Origin of the sequence: Microvirga sp. M2 (genome assembly GCF_047497095.1) — a bacterium.
Taxonomy (GTDB): domain Bacteria; phylum Pseudomonadota; class Alphaproteobacteria; order Rhizobiales; family Beijerinckiaceae; genus Microvirga.
In genome coordinates, this window is sequence record NZ_CP134063.1 from 4,044,236 (window position 1) to 4,065,576 (window position 21,341).

General features: G+C 65.6%; 17 protein-coding genes. 11 read left to right on the forward strand and 6 right to left on the reverse strand.

Annotation, left to right across the window (positions count from 1 at the left end):
• Positions 1-45 precede the first annotated feature (45 nt).
• The 4 genes from RE429_RS19180 (at position 46) to RE429_RS19195 (ending at position 5,130) form a co-directional block, all read left to right on the forward strand.
• Positions 46-1,179 carry a saccharopine dehydrogenase family protein gene (locus RE429_RS19180; protein ID WP_370438947.1) on the forward strand — a complete coding sequence of 378 codons (1,134 nt, stop codon included), beginning with the start codon at positions 46-48 and terminating at the stop codon, positions 1,177-1,179.
• Between the two features lie 211 nt (positions 1,180-1,390).
• Positions 1,391-2,938: an aldehyde dehydrogenase family protein gene (locus RE429_RS19185; protein ID WP_414472260.1), complete on the forward strand. Its 1,548-nt coding sequence runs from the start codon at positions 1,391-1,393 to the stop codon at positions 2,936-2,938.
• 77 nt (positions 2,939-3,015) lie between these two features.
• Positions 3,016-4,695 carry a thiamine pyrophosphate-binding protein gene (locus tag RE429_RS19190; protein WP_414472261.1) on the forward strand — a complete coding sequence of 560 codons (1,680 nt, stop codon included), beginning with the start codon at positions 3,016-3,018 and terminating at the stop codon, positions 4,693-4,695.
• A 177-nt stretch (positions 4,696-4,872) separates the two neighbouring features.
• Positions 4,873-5,130: a YjhX family toxin gene (locus RE429_RS19195; protein WP_414472262.1), complete on the forward strand. Its 258-nt coding sequence runs from the start codon at positions 4,873-4,875 to the stop codon at positions 5,128-5,130.
• Between the two features lie 74 nt (positions 5,131-5,204).
• Here RE429_RS19195 and tal read toward each other — a convergent pair whose 3' ends face one another.
• Positions 5,205-6,176, reverse strand: coding sequence for a transaldolase (gene tal / locus RE429_RS19200; protein ID WP_414472263.1), 972 nt, complete (start codon positions 6,174-6,176; stop codon positions 5,205-5,207).
• A gap of 69 nt (positions 6,177-6,245) precedes the next feature.
• On the reverse strand, positions 6,246-7,136 hold the full coding sequence (locus tag RE429_RS19205) for a LysR family transcriptional regulator (RefSeq protein ID WP_414472264.1): 891 nt from the start codon (positions 7,134-7,136) through the stop codon (positions 6,246-6,248).
• A 112-nt stretch (positions 7,137-7,248) separates the two neighbouring features.
• Here RE429_RS19205 and RE429_RS19210 point away from each other — a divergent pair, with 112 nt between their 5' ends.
• From RE429_RS19210 to RE429_RS19230, 5 genes are all read left to right on the forward strand, one after another.
• Positions 7,249-8,745: a CoA-acylating methylmalonate-semialdehyde dehydrogenase gene (locus RE429_RS19210; RefSeq protein WP_414472265.1), complete on the forward strand. Its 1,497-nt coding sequence runs from the start codon at positions 7,249-7,251 to the stop codon at positions 8,743-8,745.
• 182 nt (positions 8,746-8,927) lie between these two features.
• Positions 8,928-10,079, forward strand: coding sequence for an isobutyryl-CoA dehydrogenase (locus RE429_RS19215; protein ID WP_414472266.1), 1,152 nt, complete (start codon positions 8,928-8,930; stop codon positions 10,077-10,079).
• 49 nt (positions 10,080-10,128) lie between these two features.
• Positions 10,129-11,025 (forward strand): 3-hydroxyisobutyrate dehydrogenase, encoded by an 897-nt coding sequence (gene mmsB / locus RE429_RS19220; protein WP_414472267.1) that lies wholly within the window; start codon positions 10,129-10,131, stop codon positions 11,023-11,025.
• Positions 11,026-11,192: 167 nt separating this feature from the next.
• Positions 11,193-12,401 (forward strand): peptide ABC transporter permease, encoded by a 1,209-nt coding sequence (locus tag RE429_RS19225; RefSeq protein WP_414472268.1) that lies wholly within the window; start codon positions 11,193-11,195, stop codon positions 12,399-12,401.
• Between the two features lie 92 nt (positions 12,402-12,493).
• Entirely contained in the window at positions 12,494-13,681 is a 1,188-nt protein-coding gene (locus RE429_RS19230; RefSeq protein WP_414472269.1) for a M20 aminoacylase family protein, read from the forward strand.
• 88 nt (positions 13,682-13,769) lie between these two features.
• Here RE429_RS19230 and RE429_RS19235 read toward each other — a convergent pair whose 3' ends face one another.
• Together RE429_RS19235 and ribA are read right to left on the reverse strand one after the other, a co-directional pair.
• Positions 13,770-15,452, reverse strand: a complete 1,683-nt coding sequence (locus RE429_RS19235; RefSeq protein ID WP_414472270.1) for an L-lactate permease — start codon at positions 15,450-15,452, stop codon at positions 13,770-13,772.
• A gap of 264 nt (positions 15,453-15,716) precedes the next feature.
• Positions 15,717-16,829 (reverse strand): GTP cyclohydrolase II RibA, encoded by a 1,113-nt coding sequence (gene ribA / locus RE429_RS19240; RefSeq protein WP_414474257.1) that lies wholly within the window; start codon positions 16,827-16,829, stop codon positions 15,717-15,719.
• Positions 16,830-17,052: 223 nt separating this feature from the next.
• Between ribA and RE429_RS19245 the strand changes: the two genes are divergently transcribed.
• Complete coding sequence (locus tag RE429_RS19245; RefSeq protein WP_414472271.1) at positions 17,053-18,063, forward strand: hypothetical protein; 1,011 nt, start codon at positions 17,053-17,055, stop codon at positions 18,061-18,063.
• On the opposite strand, the gene RE429_RS19250 is transcribed toward RE429_RS19245, so the two are convergent.
• Positions 18,026-18,985, reverse strand: coding sequence for a DMT family transporter (locus RE429_RS19250; protein ID WP_414472272.1), 960 nt, complete (start codon positions 18,983-18,985; stop codon positions 18,026-18,028). The two genes, RE429_RS19245 and RE429_RS19250, sit on opposite strands and share 38 nt — an antisense overlap.
• A gap of 224 nt (positions 18,986-19,209) precedes the next feature.
• Here RE429_RS19250 and RE429_RS19255 point away from each other — a divergent pair, with 224 nt between their 5' ends.
• Complete coding sequence (locus RE429_RS19255; protein ID WP_414472273.1) at positions 19,210-19,482, forward strand: hypothetical protein; 273 nt, start codon at positions 19,210-19,212, stop codon at positions 19,480-19,482.
• Between the two features lie 73 nt (positions 19,483-19,555).
• On the opposite strand, the gene RE429_RS19260 is transcribed toward RE429_RS19255, so the two are convergent.
• The gene (locus tag RE429_RS19260; protein WP_414472274.1) at positions 19,556-21,334 is read right to left on the reverse strand and encodes an SLC13 family permease; all 1,779 of its coding nucleotides are present in this window, start codon (positions 21,332-21,334) and stop codon (positions 19,556-19,558) included.
• Positions 21,335-21,341 lie beyond the last annotated feature (7 nt).

Sequence of the window (21,341 nt, forward strand, 5' to 3'; positions counted from 1 at the left end):
CAGCGTTTTGCCTTTTTCTCCCCCGATCACAGGGAGATGCATCATATGAAATCGATTCTCGTCATCGGCGCCGGCAAGATCGGCTCGACCATCGTCGACATGCTCAACGAGACCGGCGACTACGACGTGACGGTCGCGGACGCTTCCGCCGAGGCCCTCAAGGCCGCGGCCAAAGACGGCATCAAGACGATCCAGCTCGACTTCAATGACGCGGTCGCCCTCCAGAACGCCCTGAAGGGCCGCTACGCCGTGTTGAGCGCCGCGCCCTATCACCTGACCGGCCATGTGGCCCAGGCCGCGCGGATCGCGGAAGTGAACTATTTCGACCTCACGGAGGACGTGGCCACCACCCGCATGGTGAAGGAGCTGTCGGAAGGCGCCACGACGGCCTTCATTCCTCAATGCGGCCTCGCTCCGGGCTTCATCTCCATCGTGGCGCACGACATCGCCAGCCGCTTCGACAAGCTCGACACGGTGCGCCTGCGCGTCGGCGCGCTGCCGCAATATCCGTCGAACGCCCTGTCCTACAATCTCACCTGGAGCACCGACGGCGTCATCAACGAGTATATCGAGCGCTGCGAAGCGATGGTCGACGGCAAGCTGCGCGAAGTTCCGGCCATGGAAGAGCTCGAGGAATTCTCCCTCGACGGCACCCGCTACGAGGCCTTCAATACCTCGGGCGGCCTCGGCACGCTCTGCGAGACGCTCGAAGGCAAGGTGCGCAACCTCAACTACAAGACCATCCGCTATCCGGGCCACTGCGCCCTGATGCGCGTGCTTCTCAACGACCTGCAGCTGCGCAACCGCCGCGAGGTCCTGAAGGACATCCTGGAGAACGCCGTTCCCGCCACCATGCAGGACATGGTCATCGTTTTCGTGACGGTGACGGGCGAGCGCAACGGGCGCTACGTTCAGGAAACCTATGCCCGCAGCATCTACGGCCAGAAGGTGGCCGGCGTGCAGCGCACTGCCATCCAGGTCACCACGGCCGCCGGCATCTGCGCCATGCTGGATCTCCTCGTCGAGGACAAGCTTCCGAAACAGGGTTTCGTCCGCCAGGAAGAGATCGATCTCGACACCTTCCTGTCCAACCGCTTCGGCCGGGTCTACGCGGGTGTGCGCCTCGACGAGAGCCGTGAACCGGCCGCGAAGAACATTCGCCTCGACGCCGTTGCATGACGTTTCGGAACAGGCTCTCGCGCCGCACCAGCGGGAGCCTGTCCGGCTTCTTTCCGAAATCGCATGATCCTATTCGGGAAAAGCAGTTCCCACATTTTGCGATCATGCTTTAAGACGGTGGCCCAAAGGCTGCCGTCGTCTTGTTTCAAGAACGAGCGAGGGTAGCGGGCTCGCCCGAAGGGCCCATACCCGATTCCATGGGAGAATGATCATGTCCGCCCTGCCATCCGTTTCGACCTCAGCTGCCAGCGTGGCGGAGGAAGCCCGCGCCATTCTCGCCCGTCTCGGCGTGCCGGACAGCGCATTCGCCTCCACGGGCCGTCCTGCCGTCTCCCCGATCACGGGCGAGGTGATCGCCCATGTCCGCGAGACCACGCCGGACGAGGCCAAGGCCGCCATCGGCCGCGCCGACGCCGCCTTCAAGGCCTGGCGCAAGATGCCTGCTCCGAAGCGCGGCGAGTTCGTCCGCCTGCTGGGCGAGGAACTCCGCGCCGCGAAGGACGATCTCGGCCGCCTGGTCACGCTCGAGGCCGGCAAGATCGTCTCCGAGGGTCTCGGCGAAGTGCAGGAGATGATCGATATCTGCGATTTCGCGGTCGGTCTGTCCCGTCAGCTCTACGGCCTGACCATCGCCACCGAACGCGCCGATCACCGCATGATGGAGACCTGGCATCCGCTGGGCGTCTGCGGCGTCATTTCCGCCTTCAACTTCCCGGTCGCCGTCTGGTCGTGGAATGCGGCTCTCGCCCTCGTCTGCGGCGACTCCGTCGTGTGGAAGCCCTCCGAGAAGACCCTGCTGACGGCGCTCGCCACCCACGCCATCGCCGAGCGTGCCGCCAAGCGCTTCGGCGGCGTGCCGGAAGGCCTGCTCGAAGTTCTCCTCGGCGGCCGCGAAATCGGCGAGATTCTCGTCGAGGATCACCGCGTGCCGATTCTCTCGGCCACCGGCTCGACGGCCATGGGCCGCCAGGTCGGCCCGAAGCTCGCCGCCCGCTTCGCCCGCGCGATCCTGGAGCTCGGCGGCAACAACGCCGCCATCGTGGCTCCCTCCGCCGACCTCGACCTCGCCCTGCGCGGCATCGCGTTCGCCGCGATGGGCACGGCGGGCCAGCGCTGCACCACGCTGCGCCGTCTCTTCGTCCATGACAGCGTCTACGACCAGCTCGTCCCGCGCCTCGTCAAGGTTTACGGCAGCGCCAAGATCGGCGATCCGCGCGCCGACGGCACGCTCATCGGACCGCTGATCGACAAGGCCGCCTTCGAAGGCATGGAGCGCGCGCTCGACGAGGCCCGCAATGCCGGCGGCACCGTGCATGGCGGCGGACGCTACGCCGATGTGGCGGGCGACGGGATCTATGTCCGTCCCGCCCTGGTCGAGATGCCGGAGCAGACCGGTCCGGTGCTGCGCGAGACCTTCGCGCCGATCCTGTACGTGATGCGCTATACGGACTTCGATCAGGCGATCGAGCTGCACAATGCGGTCGGGGCCGGTCTCTCCTCGTCGATCTTCACGCTCAACCTGCGTGAGGCTGAAACCTTCGTGTCGGCCGTCGGGTCCGATTGCGGCATCGCCAACGTCAATATCGGCCCCTCCGGCGCCGAGATCGGCGGCGCGTTCGGCGGCGAGAAGGAGACGGGCGGCGGCCGCGAGTCGGGCTCTGACGCCTGGAAGGCCTATATGCGCCGCGCCACCAACACGGTCAATTTCGGCACCTCGCTTCCGCTCGCTCAGGGCGTGAAATTCGACGTCGACGCCTGATCGTCCCGAAAGATCACCCGGAGGGCAGCGATGCCCTCCGTTTCCTTATCCAACCACTTTTGCATCGTGAGCCTTCCATGACAGCGACCTCCCGCACCGGCGGCCAGATTCTTGTCGATCAGCTTCTCGTTCACGGAGTCGATCACATCTTCTGCGTGCCGGGCGAGAGTTATCTCGCGGCCCTCGATGCGCTGCACGACGCCGACATCGACGTCACGGTCTGCCGCCAGGAAGGCGGCGCCGCCATGATGGCGGAGGCCTATGGCAAGCTCACGGGCCGCCCGGGCATCTGCTTCGTCACGCGCGGTCCGGGTGCCACCAACGCCTCGCCGGGCATTCACATCGCCAAGCAGGATTCCACGCCGATGATCCTCTTCGTCGGCCAGATCGAACGCGGCATGCGCGAGCGCGAGGCCTTTCAGGAGCTCGACTACCGTGCCGCCTTCGGCCCCCTCGCCAAATGGGCGACGGAAGTGGACGACCCGGCGCGCTTCCCCGAGATCGTTTCCCGCGCCTTCCATGTGGCAACCTCCGGCCGCCCGGGGCCGGTCGTGATCGCGCTTCCCGAAGACGTCCTGACCGAGATGGCGGAGGTCGCCGACGCGCCGCGCTATCAGGTCATCGAGGCGCATCCCTCGCCGGCGCAAATGGCCGAACTGCAGACGCTTCTGCAGGACGCGAAGAAGCCCGTGGCGCTCCTGGGCGGGAGCCGCTGGTCCGAAACCGCCGTGCAGGATTTCATGCGCTTCGCCGAGCGTTTCGAGCTGCCCGTCGCCTGCACCTTCCGCCGCCAGATGCTCTTTCCGGCCGATCACCCGTCCTATATGGGCGATCTCGGGCTCGGCGTGAATCCGAAGCTGCTCGCGCGCATCAAGGAGGCCGACATCGTCCTGCTCGTCGGCGGCCGTCTCTCCGAGATCCCCAGTCAGGCCTATACGCTGCTCGACATCCCGGCGCCGCGCTCGAAGCTCGTTCACATCCATCCCGATTCCAGCGAGCTCGGTCGGGTCTATTCTCCGCATCTGGCCATCAATGCCTCGCCGGTCGCCTTCGCGGCGGCCCTGGAAGGCGTGAATCCGCCGGCCGCCCTGCCCTGGAGCGAGGGCACGAAGACGGCGCATGCCGATTATCTCGCCTGGAGCGATCCCGCCCCGATCAAGCATGCGGGCAATCTGCAGATGGGCCAGGTGATGGCTCACCTGCGCGAGGTGATGCCCTCCGACACGATCTACTGCAACGGAGCGGGCAACTTCGCCACCTGGGTTCACCGCTTCTGGCCCTTCCGCCATTACGGCACGCAGCTCGCGCCGACCTCGGGCTCCATGGGCTACGGCGTTCCGGCCGGCGTCGGCGCCAAGCGCATCAATCCCGACAGCACGGTCGTGGTGTTCGCGGGCGACGGCGACTTCCTGATGAACGGACAGGAATTCGCGACCGCCGTGCAATACGATCTGCCGATCCTCGTGATCCTGCTCGACAACGGCATGTACGGCACGATCCGCATGCACCAGGAGCGTGACTATCCGGGCCGTGTCTCGGCCACGATGCTGAAGAACCCGGATTTCGCAGCCTATGCCAAGGCCTTCGGCGGCTATGGCGAGCGCGTCGAGACCACGGACGACTTCCCGGCCGCCCTCCAGCGGGCGCTCACCTCGGGCAAGCCCGCGATCCTGCACTGCCTCTTGGATCCCGAGGCGATCACGCCCGCCATGTCCCTCTCGGCCATCCGCGAGAAGGCGCTGGCGAGCCGCGGCTGATTGACGTGACCGGCGAGCGGCTTCTATAAGGAAGCCGTTCTACCCGGAGCTTTTATGCGCAGAGAGACCGAGTCCCGGTAAAGCCCGCCACCTGACAGGCGGGCGCGGCTGACCGCACAGCCGAATGCGCGCGTATGCGCGCCTCTCTTGCACCTCAACAAAGCTCAGGGTTTTCCCGTGAACGTTTCACGCAATGGCCAGCGCGTGCTGCACGTGCTCGCCCAAGGCGGTCTCATTCGACATTACAAAGACGAGAACGGCCGCATTTTCGAAATCGAATGCCTCACCCGTGAAGGGTGGCTCATGTCGCTCTGCTCGATGGATCTGTTCAAGATGCTGCGCCAGAAAGGGCTCATCGCATCGTCGAACGGAGGTCCTTACCGCATCACGCGGCAGGGATTGCGGGCGGTGAGGAGCCGGCCGGACAACCGCTGAACCGGCTCTTCGGCACCAAAAAGGGAGGCGATGGTCTCGCCTCCCCCATTCTCTTGAACGATGAAGCGCTCCCCTCAGGCGGCCTTCGCCTCGTCGAACCGCTTCGCCACGAGGCTGCGCAGGCTGCGCAGATCCTTCACGAAGGAACGGATCCCCTCGGCGAGCTTCTCGGTCGCCATCGCATCCTCGTTGAGGGCGAAGCGGAAGGTCTTTTCATCCATGCGCGGCAGCGCCGGGATCGTCTCGACGCCCTCCGGCGAGAGCTTGCGCGGCAACTCGCCTTCGGCCTTCGCGAGCTCGTCCAGGAGCGCCGGCGAAATGGTGAGGCGGTCGCAGCCGGCGAGCGCTTCGATCTCGCCCATATTGCGGAAGGATGCGCCCATCACGACGGTCTTGATGCCCTGCGCCTTGTAGGAGGCGTAGATGCTGCGCACGGACAGCACGCCCGGGTCGGTCTCACCCGTGTAGGGGCCTCCGCCCGCCTTCACGTGCCAATCGAGAATGCGCCCCACGAAGGGCGAGATGAGGAACACGCCCGCCTCCGCGCAGGCCTGCGCCTGGGCCATGGAGAACAGAAGCGTGAGGTTGCAGTCGACACCTTCCTTCTGAAGGATCTCCGCCGCGCGGATGCCCTCCCAGGTGGAGGCGATCTTGATCAGGATACGCTCGCGTCCGATGCCGCGTTCCTCGTAAGCCTTGATGATGGCGCGCGCCTTGTTCACCGTCGCTTCGGTATCGAAGGAGAGATCGGCGTCGACCTCCGTCGAGACGCGACCCGGCACGATGCCTGCGAGTTCCGCCCCGAAGGCCACGGCGAGCCGGTCGCAGACCGCCGCCACCACGCCCTCGTGGGCGCCGCCCTGCCTGCGTCCCCAGGCCAGCGCCTCTTCGACGATATGGCCATAGGCCGGAGTCTCGACCGCCTTCAGCAGCAGGGTCGGGTTGGTGGTGCAGTCCTGAGGCTTCAGGCGGCGCACTGCGTCGAGGTCGCCGGTATCGGCGACGACGACCGTCATGGCGCGCAATTGCTCTAGCTTGGAGGTCATTCCGGTCTCCGTGGGTGTCGTTTGTGCCAGACTTAGTGGCTTAACGCCCCGCCGTGAAGGGAAAATGCGTCACGTGAAGAGGCCACGATGGGCCTTCACCCGGTCCAGAATGAAGGCATGCACCTCGGCGATGCGGTGGAGACCGCGCATCTCGGCATGGGTGACGATCCAATAGGCCCGTGTGAAGGAGATGTCCGGCAGGACGACCTCCAGCTCCGGATATTGCCGGGCGGCGTAATCGTGGAGGATGCCGATGCCGACCCCGGCCCGCACGGCCTCCAGCTGGGCCACGACGCTCGCGCATTCGTATCGCCGAGGCCCGTATTTCTCGAGGCCGGAGAAGTATTCGAGGGCCGGGCTGAAGATGAGATCGGCCACATAGGTGATGAGCAGGCGGCCCGACAGGTCCTCTGGCTCGGCAGGCTTCCCGTGGCGGTCGATATAGCTTCGCGAGGCGTAGAGTCTCAGGCGGTAATCGGTGAGCTTGCGCGACACGAGCCGCCCTTCCGTCGGCTGCTCCACGGTGATCGCGATGTCCGCCTCGCGCTTGGAGAGAGAGAAGGTCCGCGGCAGGGCCACCAGCTGGATCGTGAGGTCCGGGTGACGCTCGGCCAGAGCGCCGAGTTCCGCCGCCAGGAAATAGGTGCCGAGTCCGTCCGGTGCGCCCACCCGCACGATTCCCGAGAGGGCGAGGTCCGCCCCGCCGACCTCGTTGGCCACGGCCAGCGCCTGGCTTTCCATGCGCTCCGCCTTGGCCAGCAGGCGTTCGCCCTGCTCGGTCAGGGCATAGCCTTGGGGCTTTCGTTCGAAGAGCTTGGCCTGGAGGGCCTTTTCAAGGGAAGAGATGCGGCGGGAAACCGTGGTATGATCGGCCTCCAGCCGGCGGGCGGCCACCGTCAGCCGGCCTGCGCGGGCGACGGCCAGGAAAAAACGGAGATCGTCCCAATCGAAAGCGCTCATCCCTGCTCTGTAGCATATTGGGATTTTTGCACAATTCGACCTCACCTTCACCCATAGTCGTGCAGTTTCAACAATGCTAGAACGGGACACGCAACATCAGGAGAGAAACGCCATGCGCGAAGTCGGACATTTCATCGGCGGCAAGCAGGTCCCCGGAAAATCGGGCCGCACCACTGAATTCTTCCAGCCCATGACGGGCGAGGTGCTCGGCCGCGTCGCGCTGGCCTCCAAGGACGAACTGCGCCAGGCCGTCGAGAACGCGAAGGCCGCTCAGCCCGCCTGGGCCGCCACCAACCCGCAGCGCCGCGCCCGCGTGATGATGAAATTCCTGGAGCTCATCGCCAAGGAAATGGATTCCCTGGCCGAGCTGCTCGCCCGCGAGCACGGCAAGACCATTCCCGACGCGAAGGGCGATATCCAGCGCGGCGTCGAGGTGGTGGAATTCGCCTGCGGCATCCCGCAGCTGATGAAGGGCGAGTTCACGGAAGGCGCCGGCCCCGGCATCGACATGTACTCGATCCGTCAGCCGCTCGGCGTCGTGGCCGGCATCACGCCGTTCAACTTCCCGGCCATGATCCCGATGTGGAAGTTCGCGCCTGCCATCGCGTGCGGCAACGCCTTCATCCTGAAGCCCTCCGAGCGCGATCCGGGCGTGCCGATGCGCCTCGCCGAGCTGATGATCGAGGCGGGCCTTCCCGCGGGCATCCTCAACGTGGTCAACGGCGACAAGGAAGTGGTGGACGCGATCCTCGACGATCCGGACGTCAAGGCCGTTGGCTTCGTCGGCTCCTCGCCGATCGCGCAGTACGTCTATGCCCGCGCCACCGCGCATGGAAAGCGCGCGCATTGCTTCGGCGGCGCGAAGAACCACATGATCATCATGCCCGACGCCGATCTCGATCAGGCGGCGGACGCGCTCATCGGGGCAGGCTACGGCTCCGCGGGAGAGCGCTGCATGGCCGTGTCGGTCGCCGTTCCGGTCGGCAAGGCGACCGCCGACGCGCTGATGGACAAGCTGATCCCGCGCGTGGAGAACCTGAAGGTGGGTCCGTCCACCGATCCCTCCGCCGACTTCGGTCCGCTCGTGACCAAGGCGCATATGGAGAAGGTGCGCGCTTACGTCGATCTCGGCGTCCAGGAAGGCGCGAAGCTCGTGGTCGACGGCCGCGACTTCAAGATGCAGGGCTACGAGAACGGCTTCTACATGGGCGGCTGCCTCTTCGACGACGTGAAGCCCGACATGCGCATCTACAAGGAAGAGATCTTCGGCCCGGTCCTGTCGGTCGTGCGCGCCAAGAACTACGACGAGGCCCTGCGCCTGCCCTCCGAGCACGAATACGGCAACGGTGTCGCGATCTACACCCGCGACGGCGACGCCGCCCGCGACTTCGCCTCGAAGGTGAACGTGGGCATGGTCGGCATCAACGTGCCGATCCCGGTGCCGCTGGCCTATTACACCTTCGGCGGCTGGAAGGCCTCGGGCTTCGGCGATCTCAACCAGCACGGCCCCGACGCGATCCGCTTCTACACCAAGACGAAGACGGTCACCTCGCGCTGGCCGTCCGGCATCAAGGAAGGCGCGGAATTCTCCATACCGACGATGCGGTAAGACCACTCTTGACGGCCGGGACATCCTCCCGGCCGTTTTCGTTTGTCGGGACGCCCATGCACGCGGGCGCGTCCCGTGTTCGGAAGCCGCATCTTTCGGCGAACCGGGGCCCCTTCGCCGAAAGATGCCCTAGATCCAAAGTCGGGGTGCACGAAGCGCCTCTCTCATGCCGATTTAGAACGATGACCCAGTTCTCTCTGACCGAAGACCAGATTGCCGTCCGCGACATGGCCCTCGCCTTCGCGGCGGAGAACCTCGCCCCCCACGCTCTCGCGTGGGACGAGAAGAAGCATTTCCCGGTCGACGTGCTGCGGGAAGCGGCCGCCCTCGGCATGGCGGCGATCTATACCCGCGACGATGTGGGCGGATCGGGCATGACGCGGCTCGACGCCGCGCTCATCTTCGAGGCGCTCGCCACCGGGTGCCCCGCCATCTCGGCGTTTCTGTCGATCCACAACATGGTCGCGTGGATGATCGACCGTTACGGCTCCGAGGAGCAGCGTCAGCGCTTCCTGCCCTCCCTGTGCACCATGGAGCTCATCGGCAGCTATTGCCTCACCGAACCCGGCTCGGGCTCGGACGCGGCGGCGCTCAGGACGAAGGCGGTGCGCGACGGAGATCACTACGTCGTCAACGGCGTGAAGCAGTTCATCTCGGGCGCCGGCACCTCCGACATCTACGTGACGATGGTGCGCACCGGCGAGGAGGGCCCCTCCGGCATCTCGACGCTCGTCATCGAAAAGTCGATGCCCGGCGTGTCCTTCGGGGCGCAGGAGAAGAAGATGGGCTGGAATGCGCAGCCCACCGCCGCCGTCATCTTCGAGAATGTGCGCGTCCCCGTCGCCAACCGCCTGTCGGACGAGGGCATGGGCTTCAAGATCGCCATGTCGGGCCTCGACGGGGGCCGGTTGAATATCGGCGCATGCTCTCTCGGCGGCGCGCAGGCCGCCCTCGACAAGGCTCTTGCCTACACGAACGACCGCAAGGCCTTCGGCAGGCGCATCGCCGATTTCCAGGCCCTGCAGTTCAAGCTCGCCGACATGGCCACCGAACTCGAATGCGCGCGGACTTTTCTATGGCGCGCCGCCTCCGCGCTCGATGCCAAGGCGCTCGACGCCACCAGGCTTTGCGCCATGGCCAAGCGCGTGGCGACCGACACGGGCTTCGAGGTCGCGAACGCGGCGCTCCAGCTCCACGGCGGCTACGGCTATCTCGCCGATTACGGCATCGAGAAGATCGTGCGCGATCTGCGCGTGCATCAGATTCTCGAAGGCACCAACGAGATCATGCGCCTCATCGTGGCGCGCGATCTGGTGGGGCGCGGAAACAGGTAGACAGGCCTTGGGTGCGCCCATCGCCCCATCCTGGAAAGGGAGGACAATCATGACCAGCATCGCCGTCATCGGCCTCGGCAACATGGGGGGGCCGATGGCCGCCAACCTCGTCAAGGCGGGACATGCCGTGACGGGCTTCGACCTCTCTCCGGCCTCCTGCGATCAGGCGCGCTCCCACGGGGTGAGGATTGCGGGCTCCACGGCCGATGCCGTGCGCGATATGGAGATCGTGATCACCATGCTGCCCGCGGGCAAGCACGTGCTCTCGGTCTGGACCGATATCCTGCCGGCCGTCCAGGACGGCGCGCTTCTGATCGATTGCTCCACCATCGATGTGGACAGCGCCCGCCAAGCCCATGCGATGGCCCGTGAGCAGGCGCGCAACCTCCTGACGCTGGACGCCCCGGTCTCCGGAGGTGTCGGCGGCGCGAAGGGGGCGACGCTCACCTTCATGGCGGGCGGCCCGAAGGAGGCCTTCGATCGCGCGGAGCCCGTTCTGTCCAGAATGGGCAAGAAGGTCGTCCATTGCGGAGAGGCGGGCGCCGGCCAGGCCGCGAAGATCTGCAACAACATGATCCTCGGCATCTCGATGATCGGCGTCGCTGAGGCGTTCGTGCTGGCCGAGAGGCTCGGGCTCTCGCATCAGGCCTTGTTCGATGTCGCCTCCACATCGTCGGGTCAGTGCTGGTCGCTCACGACCTATTGTCCCGTTCCCGGCCCCGTGCCGACCTCGCCCGCGAACAACGGCTACAAGCCCGGCTTCGCCGCGGCCTTGATGCTGAAGGATCTCAGGCTGGCGCAGGAAGCGGCTCTCACGTCCGGCGCATCGACCCCGCTCGGAGCGGAAGCAGCCCAGCTCTACGCGCTCTTCAGCAACGCCGGTCACGAGGGGGACGACTTCTCCGGCATCGTCAACTTCCTCCGCGGGCAGAGAGGTCAGCCATAGGGCCCGAAACCATGGTTGTGTCTCTTCCGGCCGACCGTGCAGGTCGACAAACGTTATAGCATTGATGATACAAAGGTTTGTGATGTGTTGCACGGCACCTACAGCTTTTCTGCGTCTTGTCCGGTAGCGTGATCCTTCCCGATCGCTCAACCGACGATTGCTGTCCGATGGTCCGCTCCGCCCTTCCTACGGCCAATCCTTCCACCGACGCGGCCGCCCTGCTGCGGCGCCTCGGTTTCGCGATTCTGCTGTTCGCCATTCCTCTGGCCGCGCTCTTCACCCGCAGGGCGCTTGTGGTGATGGCTCCCCTGGCCGTGGCGCTCATCGCCATGGCGGCCCTTCTGGAGGGCGGCACGAAGAACCCTTGGCAGAGGATCGTCGGTTTCGTGACCTCGCGGGCCGGTCTTTCAGGGCTCGTTCTGGTGGTCTGGGCCGCCATGTCGTTGATCTGGACCCCGTTCCCGGCCCAGGCCTCGGAACGGCTTCTCAACATCGTCGCCATGGGGTTGATGGGGGTCGCGGGCTACCTGGCTCTGCCGGAACGGATGCGCTCGGCCAATCTATACCTGCTCCCGGTCGGTGTGGGCCTGGCGGCCCTGATCGGAATCCCCATGCTCCTGCGGGGCGGCGGCCATCTCGATCCCGACGGACTGGGGGTGGAGCGCGGCATGGTGACCCTCGTCCTGGTGCTCTGGCCCGCGCTGACATGGCTTCACTCCCGCGGCCGCAACCTGGAAGCCGTGGCGCTTGCACTGGCCGTGGCCGTGGGCGCCTTCCTCACGGAGGATCCGCTCCCCCTCATCGGCCTGACCGTCGGCGCGCTCGCCTTCGCCCTGACGGCGGCAAGCCCCTGGACGGGATCGCGGCTGATCGGCCTTCTCATGGCGGGTCTCCTGATCGCCGCACCCCTTGTTCCGTTCGTCCTGAAACCTGCGGCCGGATTCCTGGGGGCGGGCCCCTCCACCCTCGCGAGCCTGGAGATCTGGCAGGGGCTCGTGCTCAAGGAGCCTCTGCGCCTTCTGACCGGCCACGGCCTCGAGACGGCCGGGCGCGGGCGCCTGTTCGGCCTCCTGCCTCAGGCGGCCCCGTTCAGCCTGCTGTTCGAAATCTGGTACGAGCTCGGTCTCGTCGGGGCCGTCTCCGGGGCCGTTCTGCTCTGCCAGGCGGCCTTCGGCGCAAGGGGGGATCGCCCCATCCTCGGCCCCGGCGTCATGGCGTCCTTCGCCACGGCCTTCTCCCTCGGCGTCTGCGGCATCGGCACCGCTCAGATCTGGTGGTTCACGGCGCTGGTCGTGCTGGTCCTGGTCTTCATCGCGGTCGAGCGCGGCCAGTTCCGCACGAAGCGCCCGAAGGCCATCCTGCACCGCCTGCGCTGACGCCGGACCCTATGAGGCCGGACCAATCATCTTGACCGGCTGCCCCGGCCTCTGGTTCGCTGGAGCCGTTCGATTCACGCAAAGGACATCCTATGCCCATCATCAACCGCGTCGCCGATCTTGCCGATGAGATCACCGCCTGGCGCCGGGATTTCCACGAAAACCCCGAGCTTGGATACGACGTTCACCGCACCGCCGGAATCGTAGCCGAGAAGCTGAAGAGTTTCGGATGCGACGAGGTGGTGACCGGCATCGGCCGCACCGGCGTGGTCGGCGTCATCAAAGGCAAGACGAATGCCTCCGGCAAGGTGATCGGCCTGCGTGCCGACATGGACGCGCTGCCGATCCTGGAAGCCACCGACCTGCCTCACGCGTCCAAGGTGCCCGGCAAGATGCATGCCTGCGGCCATGACGGACACACGGCCATGCTGCTGGGCGCGGCGAAATACCTGGCCGAGACCCGCAACTTCGACGGCACGGCGATCATGATCTTCCAGCCCGCGGAGGAAGGCGGCGGCGGCGGCGACGCAATGGTGAAGGACGGCCTCATGGAGCGCTTCGGCATCCAGGAGGTCTACGGCATGCACAATTGGCCGGGCGTCGGGGTCGGGCAGTTCGCGATGCGCTCGGGCTCCGTCATGGCGGCGGCGGATCGCTTTACGATCACCATCGAAGGCAAGGGCGGCCACGCGGCCTATCCGCATAACTGCATCGATCCCATCGTCACGGCCGCTCACGTGATCACCGCTCTCCAGTCCGTGGCATCACGCAGCGTCAATCCCCTTGAATCGGTCGTGGTGTCCGTCTGCACCGTCAAGGCGGGCGACACCTTCAACGTCATCCCCCAGACGGCGACCCTGCTCGGCACCGTGCGCACCCTCTCGCCCGCCGTCCGCGATCTGGCGGAAACGAGGATCCGCACCATCATCGAGAACACCTGCGCGGTCTTCGGCGCCAAGGCCGAGATCGAGTACAACCGCGGCTACCCGGTGACCGTGAACGACGCCGAGAAGACCGGGTTCGTCGCGTCGGTCGCAAAGGCCATCGTCGGCGAGAGCGCCGTGCAGACGAATTTCCCGCCCGAGATGGGCGCGGAGGATTTCTCGTACATGCTGGAGAAGCGGCCGGGCGCCTATATCTTCATCGGCAACGGCGATACGGCGGGCGTGCATCATCCCGCCTACGATTTCAACGATGCGGCGACGCCCTACGGCGTATCGCTCTGGGCGAAGATCATCGAGACCGGGATGCCCGTCGGCCCGCAGGAGCAGCGGCGCTGACGCCGGCCCGCACCCTGCCCTGAACGGCAAAACCTATGGGGTCGTGCTGCCGCCGGCGTGAAACCGGCGGCAGCCGCGTCATGTACGTTCAGTGCAGGACCATCGACGTGAACGGATCGACATAGGCCTGCAGCATGACCAGAATGCCCACAAGGGACGCCAGCACGATGGAGTGCCAGAACACGAACCGCAGAATGCTGCCCTCGTGACCGAACCAGTTCGTGGCCGTGGAGGCCACGACGATGGACTGCGCATCGATCATCTTGCCCATGACGCCGCCGGATGAGTTCGCGGCCGCCATGAGAATGGGCGACAGACCGAGCTGCTCGGAGGTGATCTTCTGCAGGCCGCCGAACAGCACGTTCGATGCCGTGTCCGAACCTGTGAGCGCCACGCCGAGCCAGCCGAGCAAGGTGCCGAAGAACGGATACAGAATTCCCGTCCCGGCAAAGGCGAGCCCGAGCGTCGCGTCGACCCCGGCAAATCGCGTGAGCGTGCCGATCGCGAGCATCGATGCGATGGTGATGAGGGAATAGCGCAGGACCCAGATCGTCTCGAACCAGGCGGTGATGAGCCGCAGGGGCGAGAAGCCCATGAAGAATCCTGCGATGATCGCCGCGATCAGCACGCCCGTGCCCGTATAGGACATGTAGGTAAAGGCGAAGACGGCGGCCTCGGGCGTCGGATTGGCCACGATGGGCGCGACCTTCTGCACGAGATTGTGCAGGCCCGGCACCGGATAGTTCCAGATGAAGATGGGGTTCACCAGGGCCTTGAACCAGCCGGTTCCCCAGATGGCGACGATGATGGAGAGAATGATCCACGGCACCCAGGCGCGGATCACCTCGCTGCGTGGCGCATGAGGCGCGATATTGGTCGCGCCTGCGCCCAAGGGTGCCGGATGGGCCAGAGTGCCGGCCGATTCATCCCGTGTGCGCAGGGCGGGAGACGTCCAGATCGCCTTCGGCTGCCAGATCCGCATGAATCCGACGAGGCAGGCCATCGAGATGAGCGATGCGCCGATGTCGACGATCCAGGGATTGATGTAGTTCGAGATCAGGAACTGCGGAATCGCGAAGGAGACCGCGCAGACCAGGATCGCCGGCCAGATCTGAAGCATGCCGCGGAAGCCCGCGAAGACCCAGATCAGCCAGAACGGCACGATCACCGAAAAGAAGGGCAGTTGGCGTCCCACCATCGCGCCGAGCACGTAAGGATCGAAGCCCGTCACCGAGGCCAGGCCCTGGATCGGAGCGCCGAGCGCGCCATAAGCCACGGGAGCGGTGTTGGCGATGAGCGAGAGACCGGAGGCTGCGAGCGGCGAGAAGCCGAGGCCGATGAGGATGGCGCCGGTCACCGCCACGGGAGTGCCGAAGCCGCCCGCACCTTCGAAGAACGCTCCGAACGAGAAGGCGACGAGCAGCAATTGGAGGCGGCGATCCGTGGTGATGCCGCCCACGGATTGCTGGAGGATCGCAAAGTACCCTTTCTCCACCGTCAGCCGGTAGAGGAAGATCACGTTGAGAATGATCCAGCCGATGGGGAACATGCCGGTCGCGACCCCGAAGAGCGCGGCCCGGACGGCAAGCCCGGCCGGCATGGTGAACAGGACGGTGGCGACCACAATCGCCACCAAGAGCGCGATCACGGCGGCGATGTGTGCTTTGACCTTGCCGGAGGCGATCATCACCAGAAGCAGGACCACCGGGATAGCGGCCGCAAGCGTCGACAACGTCGCGTTGCCGAATGGATCGTAGACTTGGCTCCACATGAGCTTTTCCCCTGAACCCGCCAGCGCAAGCCGGCGCACGTGGCATGGCGGTCAGGCCGAAGCGGTCACCCCGCCTCTGGCAAAGCTAGAAGGTTATTCTACTGCGACAATATAAACTTAAGGGGAATTCTGGGCGCTCGAGCATCGGACGCGGGAAGTGGAATCCACTTTTGGGATTGAATCCGATGCTCCCTTCCTGGAAAGAGCGCATCGTTTGAGCGAAAAACCGGGTCCACTTTTTCGCACGATGCGCTCGCCGCCCGGTCAGTCCTTGTTGGAACAGGCGAGCAGCCCTTCGAGATCGATGAAATGGCCCGCGCGATCCCGCTTGGCCGCGAGGTAACTCACATTCTCCGCCGTCGGACGGCCGAGCACGCGGTGGTCCGAGATCACCCGAAGGCCCGCGTCGGAGAGCGCCCGGATCTTGTCCGGGTTGTTGGTCATCAGCCGCACCGCGTTCACACCGAGCTTCTTCAGCATGACGGCGGCAAAATCGAACCGACGCTGGTCGGCCTCGAAGCCGAGGACCTCGTCGGCCTCGTAGGTATCGTAGCCCTGGGACTGAAGCTTGTAGGCCCGGATCTTGTTGGCGATGCCGTTTCCGCGCCCCTCCTGATCGAGATAAAGCAGGACCCCGCCTTCGTTCTCGGCCATGAACCGCACGGTTTCGCGCAATTGATCGCCACAATCGCATTTGAGGCTGCCGAACAGGTCCCCGGTCAGGCAGGCGGAATGGAGCCGCACGGTCACGGGCTTCGAGAGATCAGGCTTTCCGACGATGATCGCCACCTGATCCCGCAGGCCCTCGCCGCCCCGGAAGACGACGAATTCACTGGCGGGAGCCCCTTCGAGCGGCACCGGAGCCCGGCTGACGATCGCCAGATCGGCCGCCTTGGCCCGGCGATAATCGCGGACGGCGGCGCCCGAGACCCGGACCAGGGACCGGTCGATCTCGATCCCGGCCGAGAGGGGCACCACGATCACCGGGGGCAGGACCAGGGACAGGCGGGCGAGTTCCAGCGCCTCCTCGTCCAGGGCGTCGGTCGGACGAACCGGCGCATCAATGCGCCCCTCGAGGCTGAGGGCAAGGGTCTCGATCCGCTTCCGCTCGACGACGGGAAGGGCGACGCGTCCGGGCATGTCCCGCTCGAGTCCCAGCCGGCGCAGGCGGGCTGCCGGAAGGACCAGGTGGGCATGGCCGCCGGCCAGGGCCTCGATCTCCGCGCCGCGGCCCTCGTCCAGATCCTCGACCCCGACCACGAGCGCGCTGCCCTCGAGGCCGTCGATCACGACCGGCCGGGCGCTGCGGAACTCCATGATCGCCCGCTCGACGGAGGCCGTCGCGGGATTGTCTGACAGGCTTAAAACGAGACGCATCATCGCTGAACTCTGGGAAGGCCCTTTTCGTGACGGGGGTCAGGATCAACCGGCCGTCCAAAGCCAAGCTGATATTTCCGGGCACCTTATCACAGGCGTCCCATGAACCCTAACCCTGCAGATAGGATGGCTGATATGCTCTATCAACAGCCCGCTCGACGGGGGCTGTCAGCCGGGCTATCTGTGCGGCGTATTCGGCTTGGACCCTTTTCGAGACGGTTTGATGGCGCGCACATTTTTCCTCCGGCTTTTCGCTCTTAGCCTCTCTCTCGGCCTCTCTCTCGGCCTCTCTCTTGGCCTCTCTCTTGGCCTGCAGGGCTTCGTCCCAACGGCCCAGGCCGCCAGCCTCGACGGCTTGTCCGTCAAGGTGACGAACACGAGCGAGCCGGTGCTCTGCGCGGAAAAGGACAACGTCGCCGTCAACTTCGCCTCGCCCGAGGTGAAGAGCTTCCGGATCGAGGCGGTGCACCCGGCCTATATGGGCAGTCTCCGCCAGGACCGTTGGGAGCCGGACTGGACGGCCTGCGAGGATATTTCCGAAGAGACCTCCGCGAAGCCGCATCCTGTGATGCACACCCTCTACGAGGATGGGAATCTGCGCATCATGGGGCTCACCTTCAGCGAGTTCTGGCGCCCCACCGACGTCACGGTCACCATCGGCGACAAGGTGTCCCGCAACGTCCACCTGCTTCAGCTCCTGAAGAAGCACAGGGGCAAGGCGGAGGAGGTCATCGCCATGTATCCGGGCGACGGCTATTGGCGGATCAAGCCGCTGCCGCCGCAGCATCTCGATTGGACGGCCTACGGTTCGTCCTTCATCGTCGGCCCGGTGGAATTCGATCAGCGCCCCGTGGCGAACCTGAAGGACGTGGCCTTCGACCCCGAGGCCATGCGCTTCACCCTCACCCTCGCCAAGGGCGGCAAGGCTCGGGTCGCGATCGCCGATCTCAACGAAGAGCGCATGACCCTCGACGTGAGCTTCGATCAGGCGGTTTCGGGCATGCCTTTCGCGACGTTGCGCTCCATGTACGTGACCGAGTTCAACGCGGATGTGGCGCGCATCGCCGTGCGTGAGGAAAAGGCCCGCTCCTGGCGGGAGGACATGATCATGACGTTCCAGGATGCCACGGCGACCGACGCATGGATGGGACGCCTCGTTCCCTCACGTCACAATACGAGCGCGCCGGACATGATGTTCAACCATTTCCGCGCGGAGCCGGCTCCCTCGCGCTGAGCATGCGGCCGATCGCGGCCCATGGCCGCCCGTCGATCAGCATGAGGCCCGCCGCGATCAGCGCCATGCCCGCCGCGTGGCGCCATTCCAGGGTCTCGCCCAGGATCAGCACGCCGAAGAGAATGGCGCTGACCGGGATGAGGAACGTCACGAGGCCCACATTCGTGGCGCCCGCCCGCGCGAGCAGGCGGAAGAAGATGAGATAGGCGAAGGCCGTCGAGACCAGCGCAAGCGACAGTAGCGACAGAACGGTCGCCGTGCTCGGCATGGGCAATGTCCAGGGCCGGTCGACGATGAGGCTTGCGGGCAGGAGAATGCAGCTCGAGGCCGTCACCTGCCCTGCGGCCGCGACCAGCGGCGCGATCCCCAGAGTCTTGAAACGGCGCCCGAACACGCCCGAGAAACCGTACGAGAGGGCTGCCGCGAGGACCGCGAGCTGCGCCAGCACATTGGCGTTCAGGGACGTGAACGCGGCGGATCCGATCATGACGGCGACGCCGAGAAAGCCGACCAGGACCCCGCCCAGGCGTGCCCCCGTCAGCCGTTCGTCATTCGTGAGGTAATGCGCCACGATGACCGTGAAGAGCGGCGTCGTGGCATTGAGAATCGACGCCAGACCGCTCGCGATGTGGCTCTGTCCCCAGACGATCAGGCTGAACGGGATGACGTTGTTGAGAATTCCCATTCCGAAGAAGGCGGCCCATGCCCGGCGCTCCCGCGGCAGACGCATGCCCATGACCCGCAGCACGACCTGCAGTGCGAGAGCCGCGAGCAGCACCCGCAGGGCCACGATGGTCAGCGGCGGCAGTTCCTTGACGGCGACGCCGACGAAAAGGAACGAGCCTCCCCAGATGATGGAGAGGAGCCCGAGCAGCGCCCAATCCGAGGCTGCGATGGTTTTCTGAACAGGTGCCTGAGGCATGAGCCGTTTTCCGGATGAGAATGCTCTCTCATGCCATGAGACGGGATGGACCGCGACCCGATTCCTGTGATGATATCCATCCGCCCTCCCTCTGTTCCGTTCCTGCGCAGGAGGAGGGCGGCAAGATTTGATTTACGAAAGATGTGGGTTGTTCCCGGTCTTTACCCCTCGTTCATGCCTTGGGTGGAGTTTAGGGGCATCACGCGTCCCCGGAAGCCTCAGGCATGAACCCGCAGACCTCGCACCACTCGCCCTACAGCGCCGGCGATCATCGCTATGGCCAGACGCGCGCCCATGTGCGATCGAGCTTCTGCATCATGCCGCATACGCCGCACCCCGAGCGCAATGCCAGCTTCATCTTCGGCCGTTCCGATTCGCGCATCCGCCCGCTGCTCAATCAGGCGGAAAGGAACCGGCTGCACTGCTGGTCCATGATCATCGCCCTCGCGTCCGCCGCCGGCGGCACCACCCTGCTCCTGACCGCCGTCCTCCGCTGAGAGCCCTTGAGCGTGTCGCCCTTGAGTGCGTCATGGGGCTGACCGAAACCGGTTCTCCACACCGAACCATGCGTTAGCGGAGCGGCCAGAAGACCATGATGAGCGGCGTTCCCACGACGACGACGATGACGGAGAGCGGCAGCCCGAGCCGCCAGTAATCGCCGAAGCGATAGCCGCCCGGCCCCATCACGAGAGTGTTGCACTGGTGCCCGATGGGGGTGAGGAAGTCGCAGGCCGCCCCGATGGCGACCGCCATCAGGAATGCATCGGGCCTGAAACCGAGCTGCGTCGCGAAGCTCGCCGCGATGGGCGCCATCACGAGCACGGTCGCGGCATTGTTGAGGAACGGCGTCACCGCCATGGCGGCGATCATGATGAGCACGAGCGCCCCGGTCGGGGGCAGCATGTGCGCCACCGACGACAGCCAGCCCGCGATCAGATCCGTGCCGCCGGTGGTGCGAATGGATTCGCTCACCGGGATGAGGGCCCCGAGCATGACGATGATCGGCCACTCGATGGTCTCGTAGACCTCGCGCAGCGTCAGCGAGCCGAAGAGGACGAGAAGAACGCCCGCGCCGAAGAAGGCAATCGAAACAGGCAGCACGTTGAAGGCCACGAGAGCCATCGTGGCGCCGAGGATCGCGACGGGCAGGAGGCTGCGGCGGGCGTTGCCGAGGCGGATTTCACGCTCGGCGAGCGGGAGACACCCGAGGTCGCGCAGCGTATCCGGAAGCTTCTTGAGGTTGCCTTGGAGCACAAGCACGTCGCCGGCCCGCAAGGTGATGGTCCGCAGCCGCTCCTTGAACCGCTCGCCGCTGCGGCTCACCGCGATCAGATTCACGCCGAAGCGCTCATAGAGACCGATGCGCTCGGCGGACAGGCCGCCGAGCGCCGAGTTCGGCCCGACGATCGCCTCGATCACGCCGATCTCATCCGTCGCCTCTTCGATGACTGGAAGGCGATGCTCCCGGCTGAGCTTGAGACCGGCCCGGGCCACGGTGCTTTCCAGCGCCTCGGACTCCCCCTCCAGCATGAGAAGATCGTTCTCGCGGAGCGTCACGTCCGGCAGCGGGCTGGAGCTGCGGGTTTCGCGGCGGATGATGGCGGCCACCTTCACCTCGCCGTTGGCGAGCTTGTGAAGATCGGCGACCGTCTGCCCCACCACATCGGATTCCGCCGTGACCCGTGCCTCGGTCACGTAATCCTTGATGTTGAGCGCCTCGTCCAGGGACGCAGCGCCTTTCCGGCCTTTCGGCAGAAGGCGGTAGCCGAAGGCGAGAAAGGCCACGCCCGCCACCGCGATCCCGATGCCGACCGGCGTGAAGTCGAACATGCCGAAGGGCTCGCCCAGCAATTCGCCGCGTACGCGGGACACGATGATGTTGGGCGATGTTCCCACGAGCGTGACGATGCCGCCCAGGAGAGACCCGAAGGCCATAGGCATCAGAAAGCTGGAAGGCAGCGTGTTGGTCCGCCGCGCGATCTGGAACGCGACGGGGATCATCATCGCCAATGCGCCGATATTCTTCACGAATGCGGACAGGATCGTCACCGAGGCGACCAGAACGACGACCTGGCTCTGCTCGCTGCGCAAATAAGGCGCCGCCCGGTTGAGCGCGACCTCGAGCACACCCGACTTCGCCACCGCCGCGCTGACCAGAAGGGCGCTCGCGACGATGATGACGATATCGTCGCTGAACCCCGAGAAGGCCTGATCGGCCGGCACGATTCCGACGAGCACCGCGACCAGCAGCGACATCACGGCGACAAGGTCGTATCGGAAGCGCCCCCAGACGAAGAGCGCCATCATCCCGGCGACGATGGCGAAGGACAGCATTTGCGGATGGGTCATGGGGAAT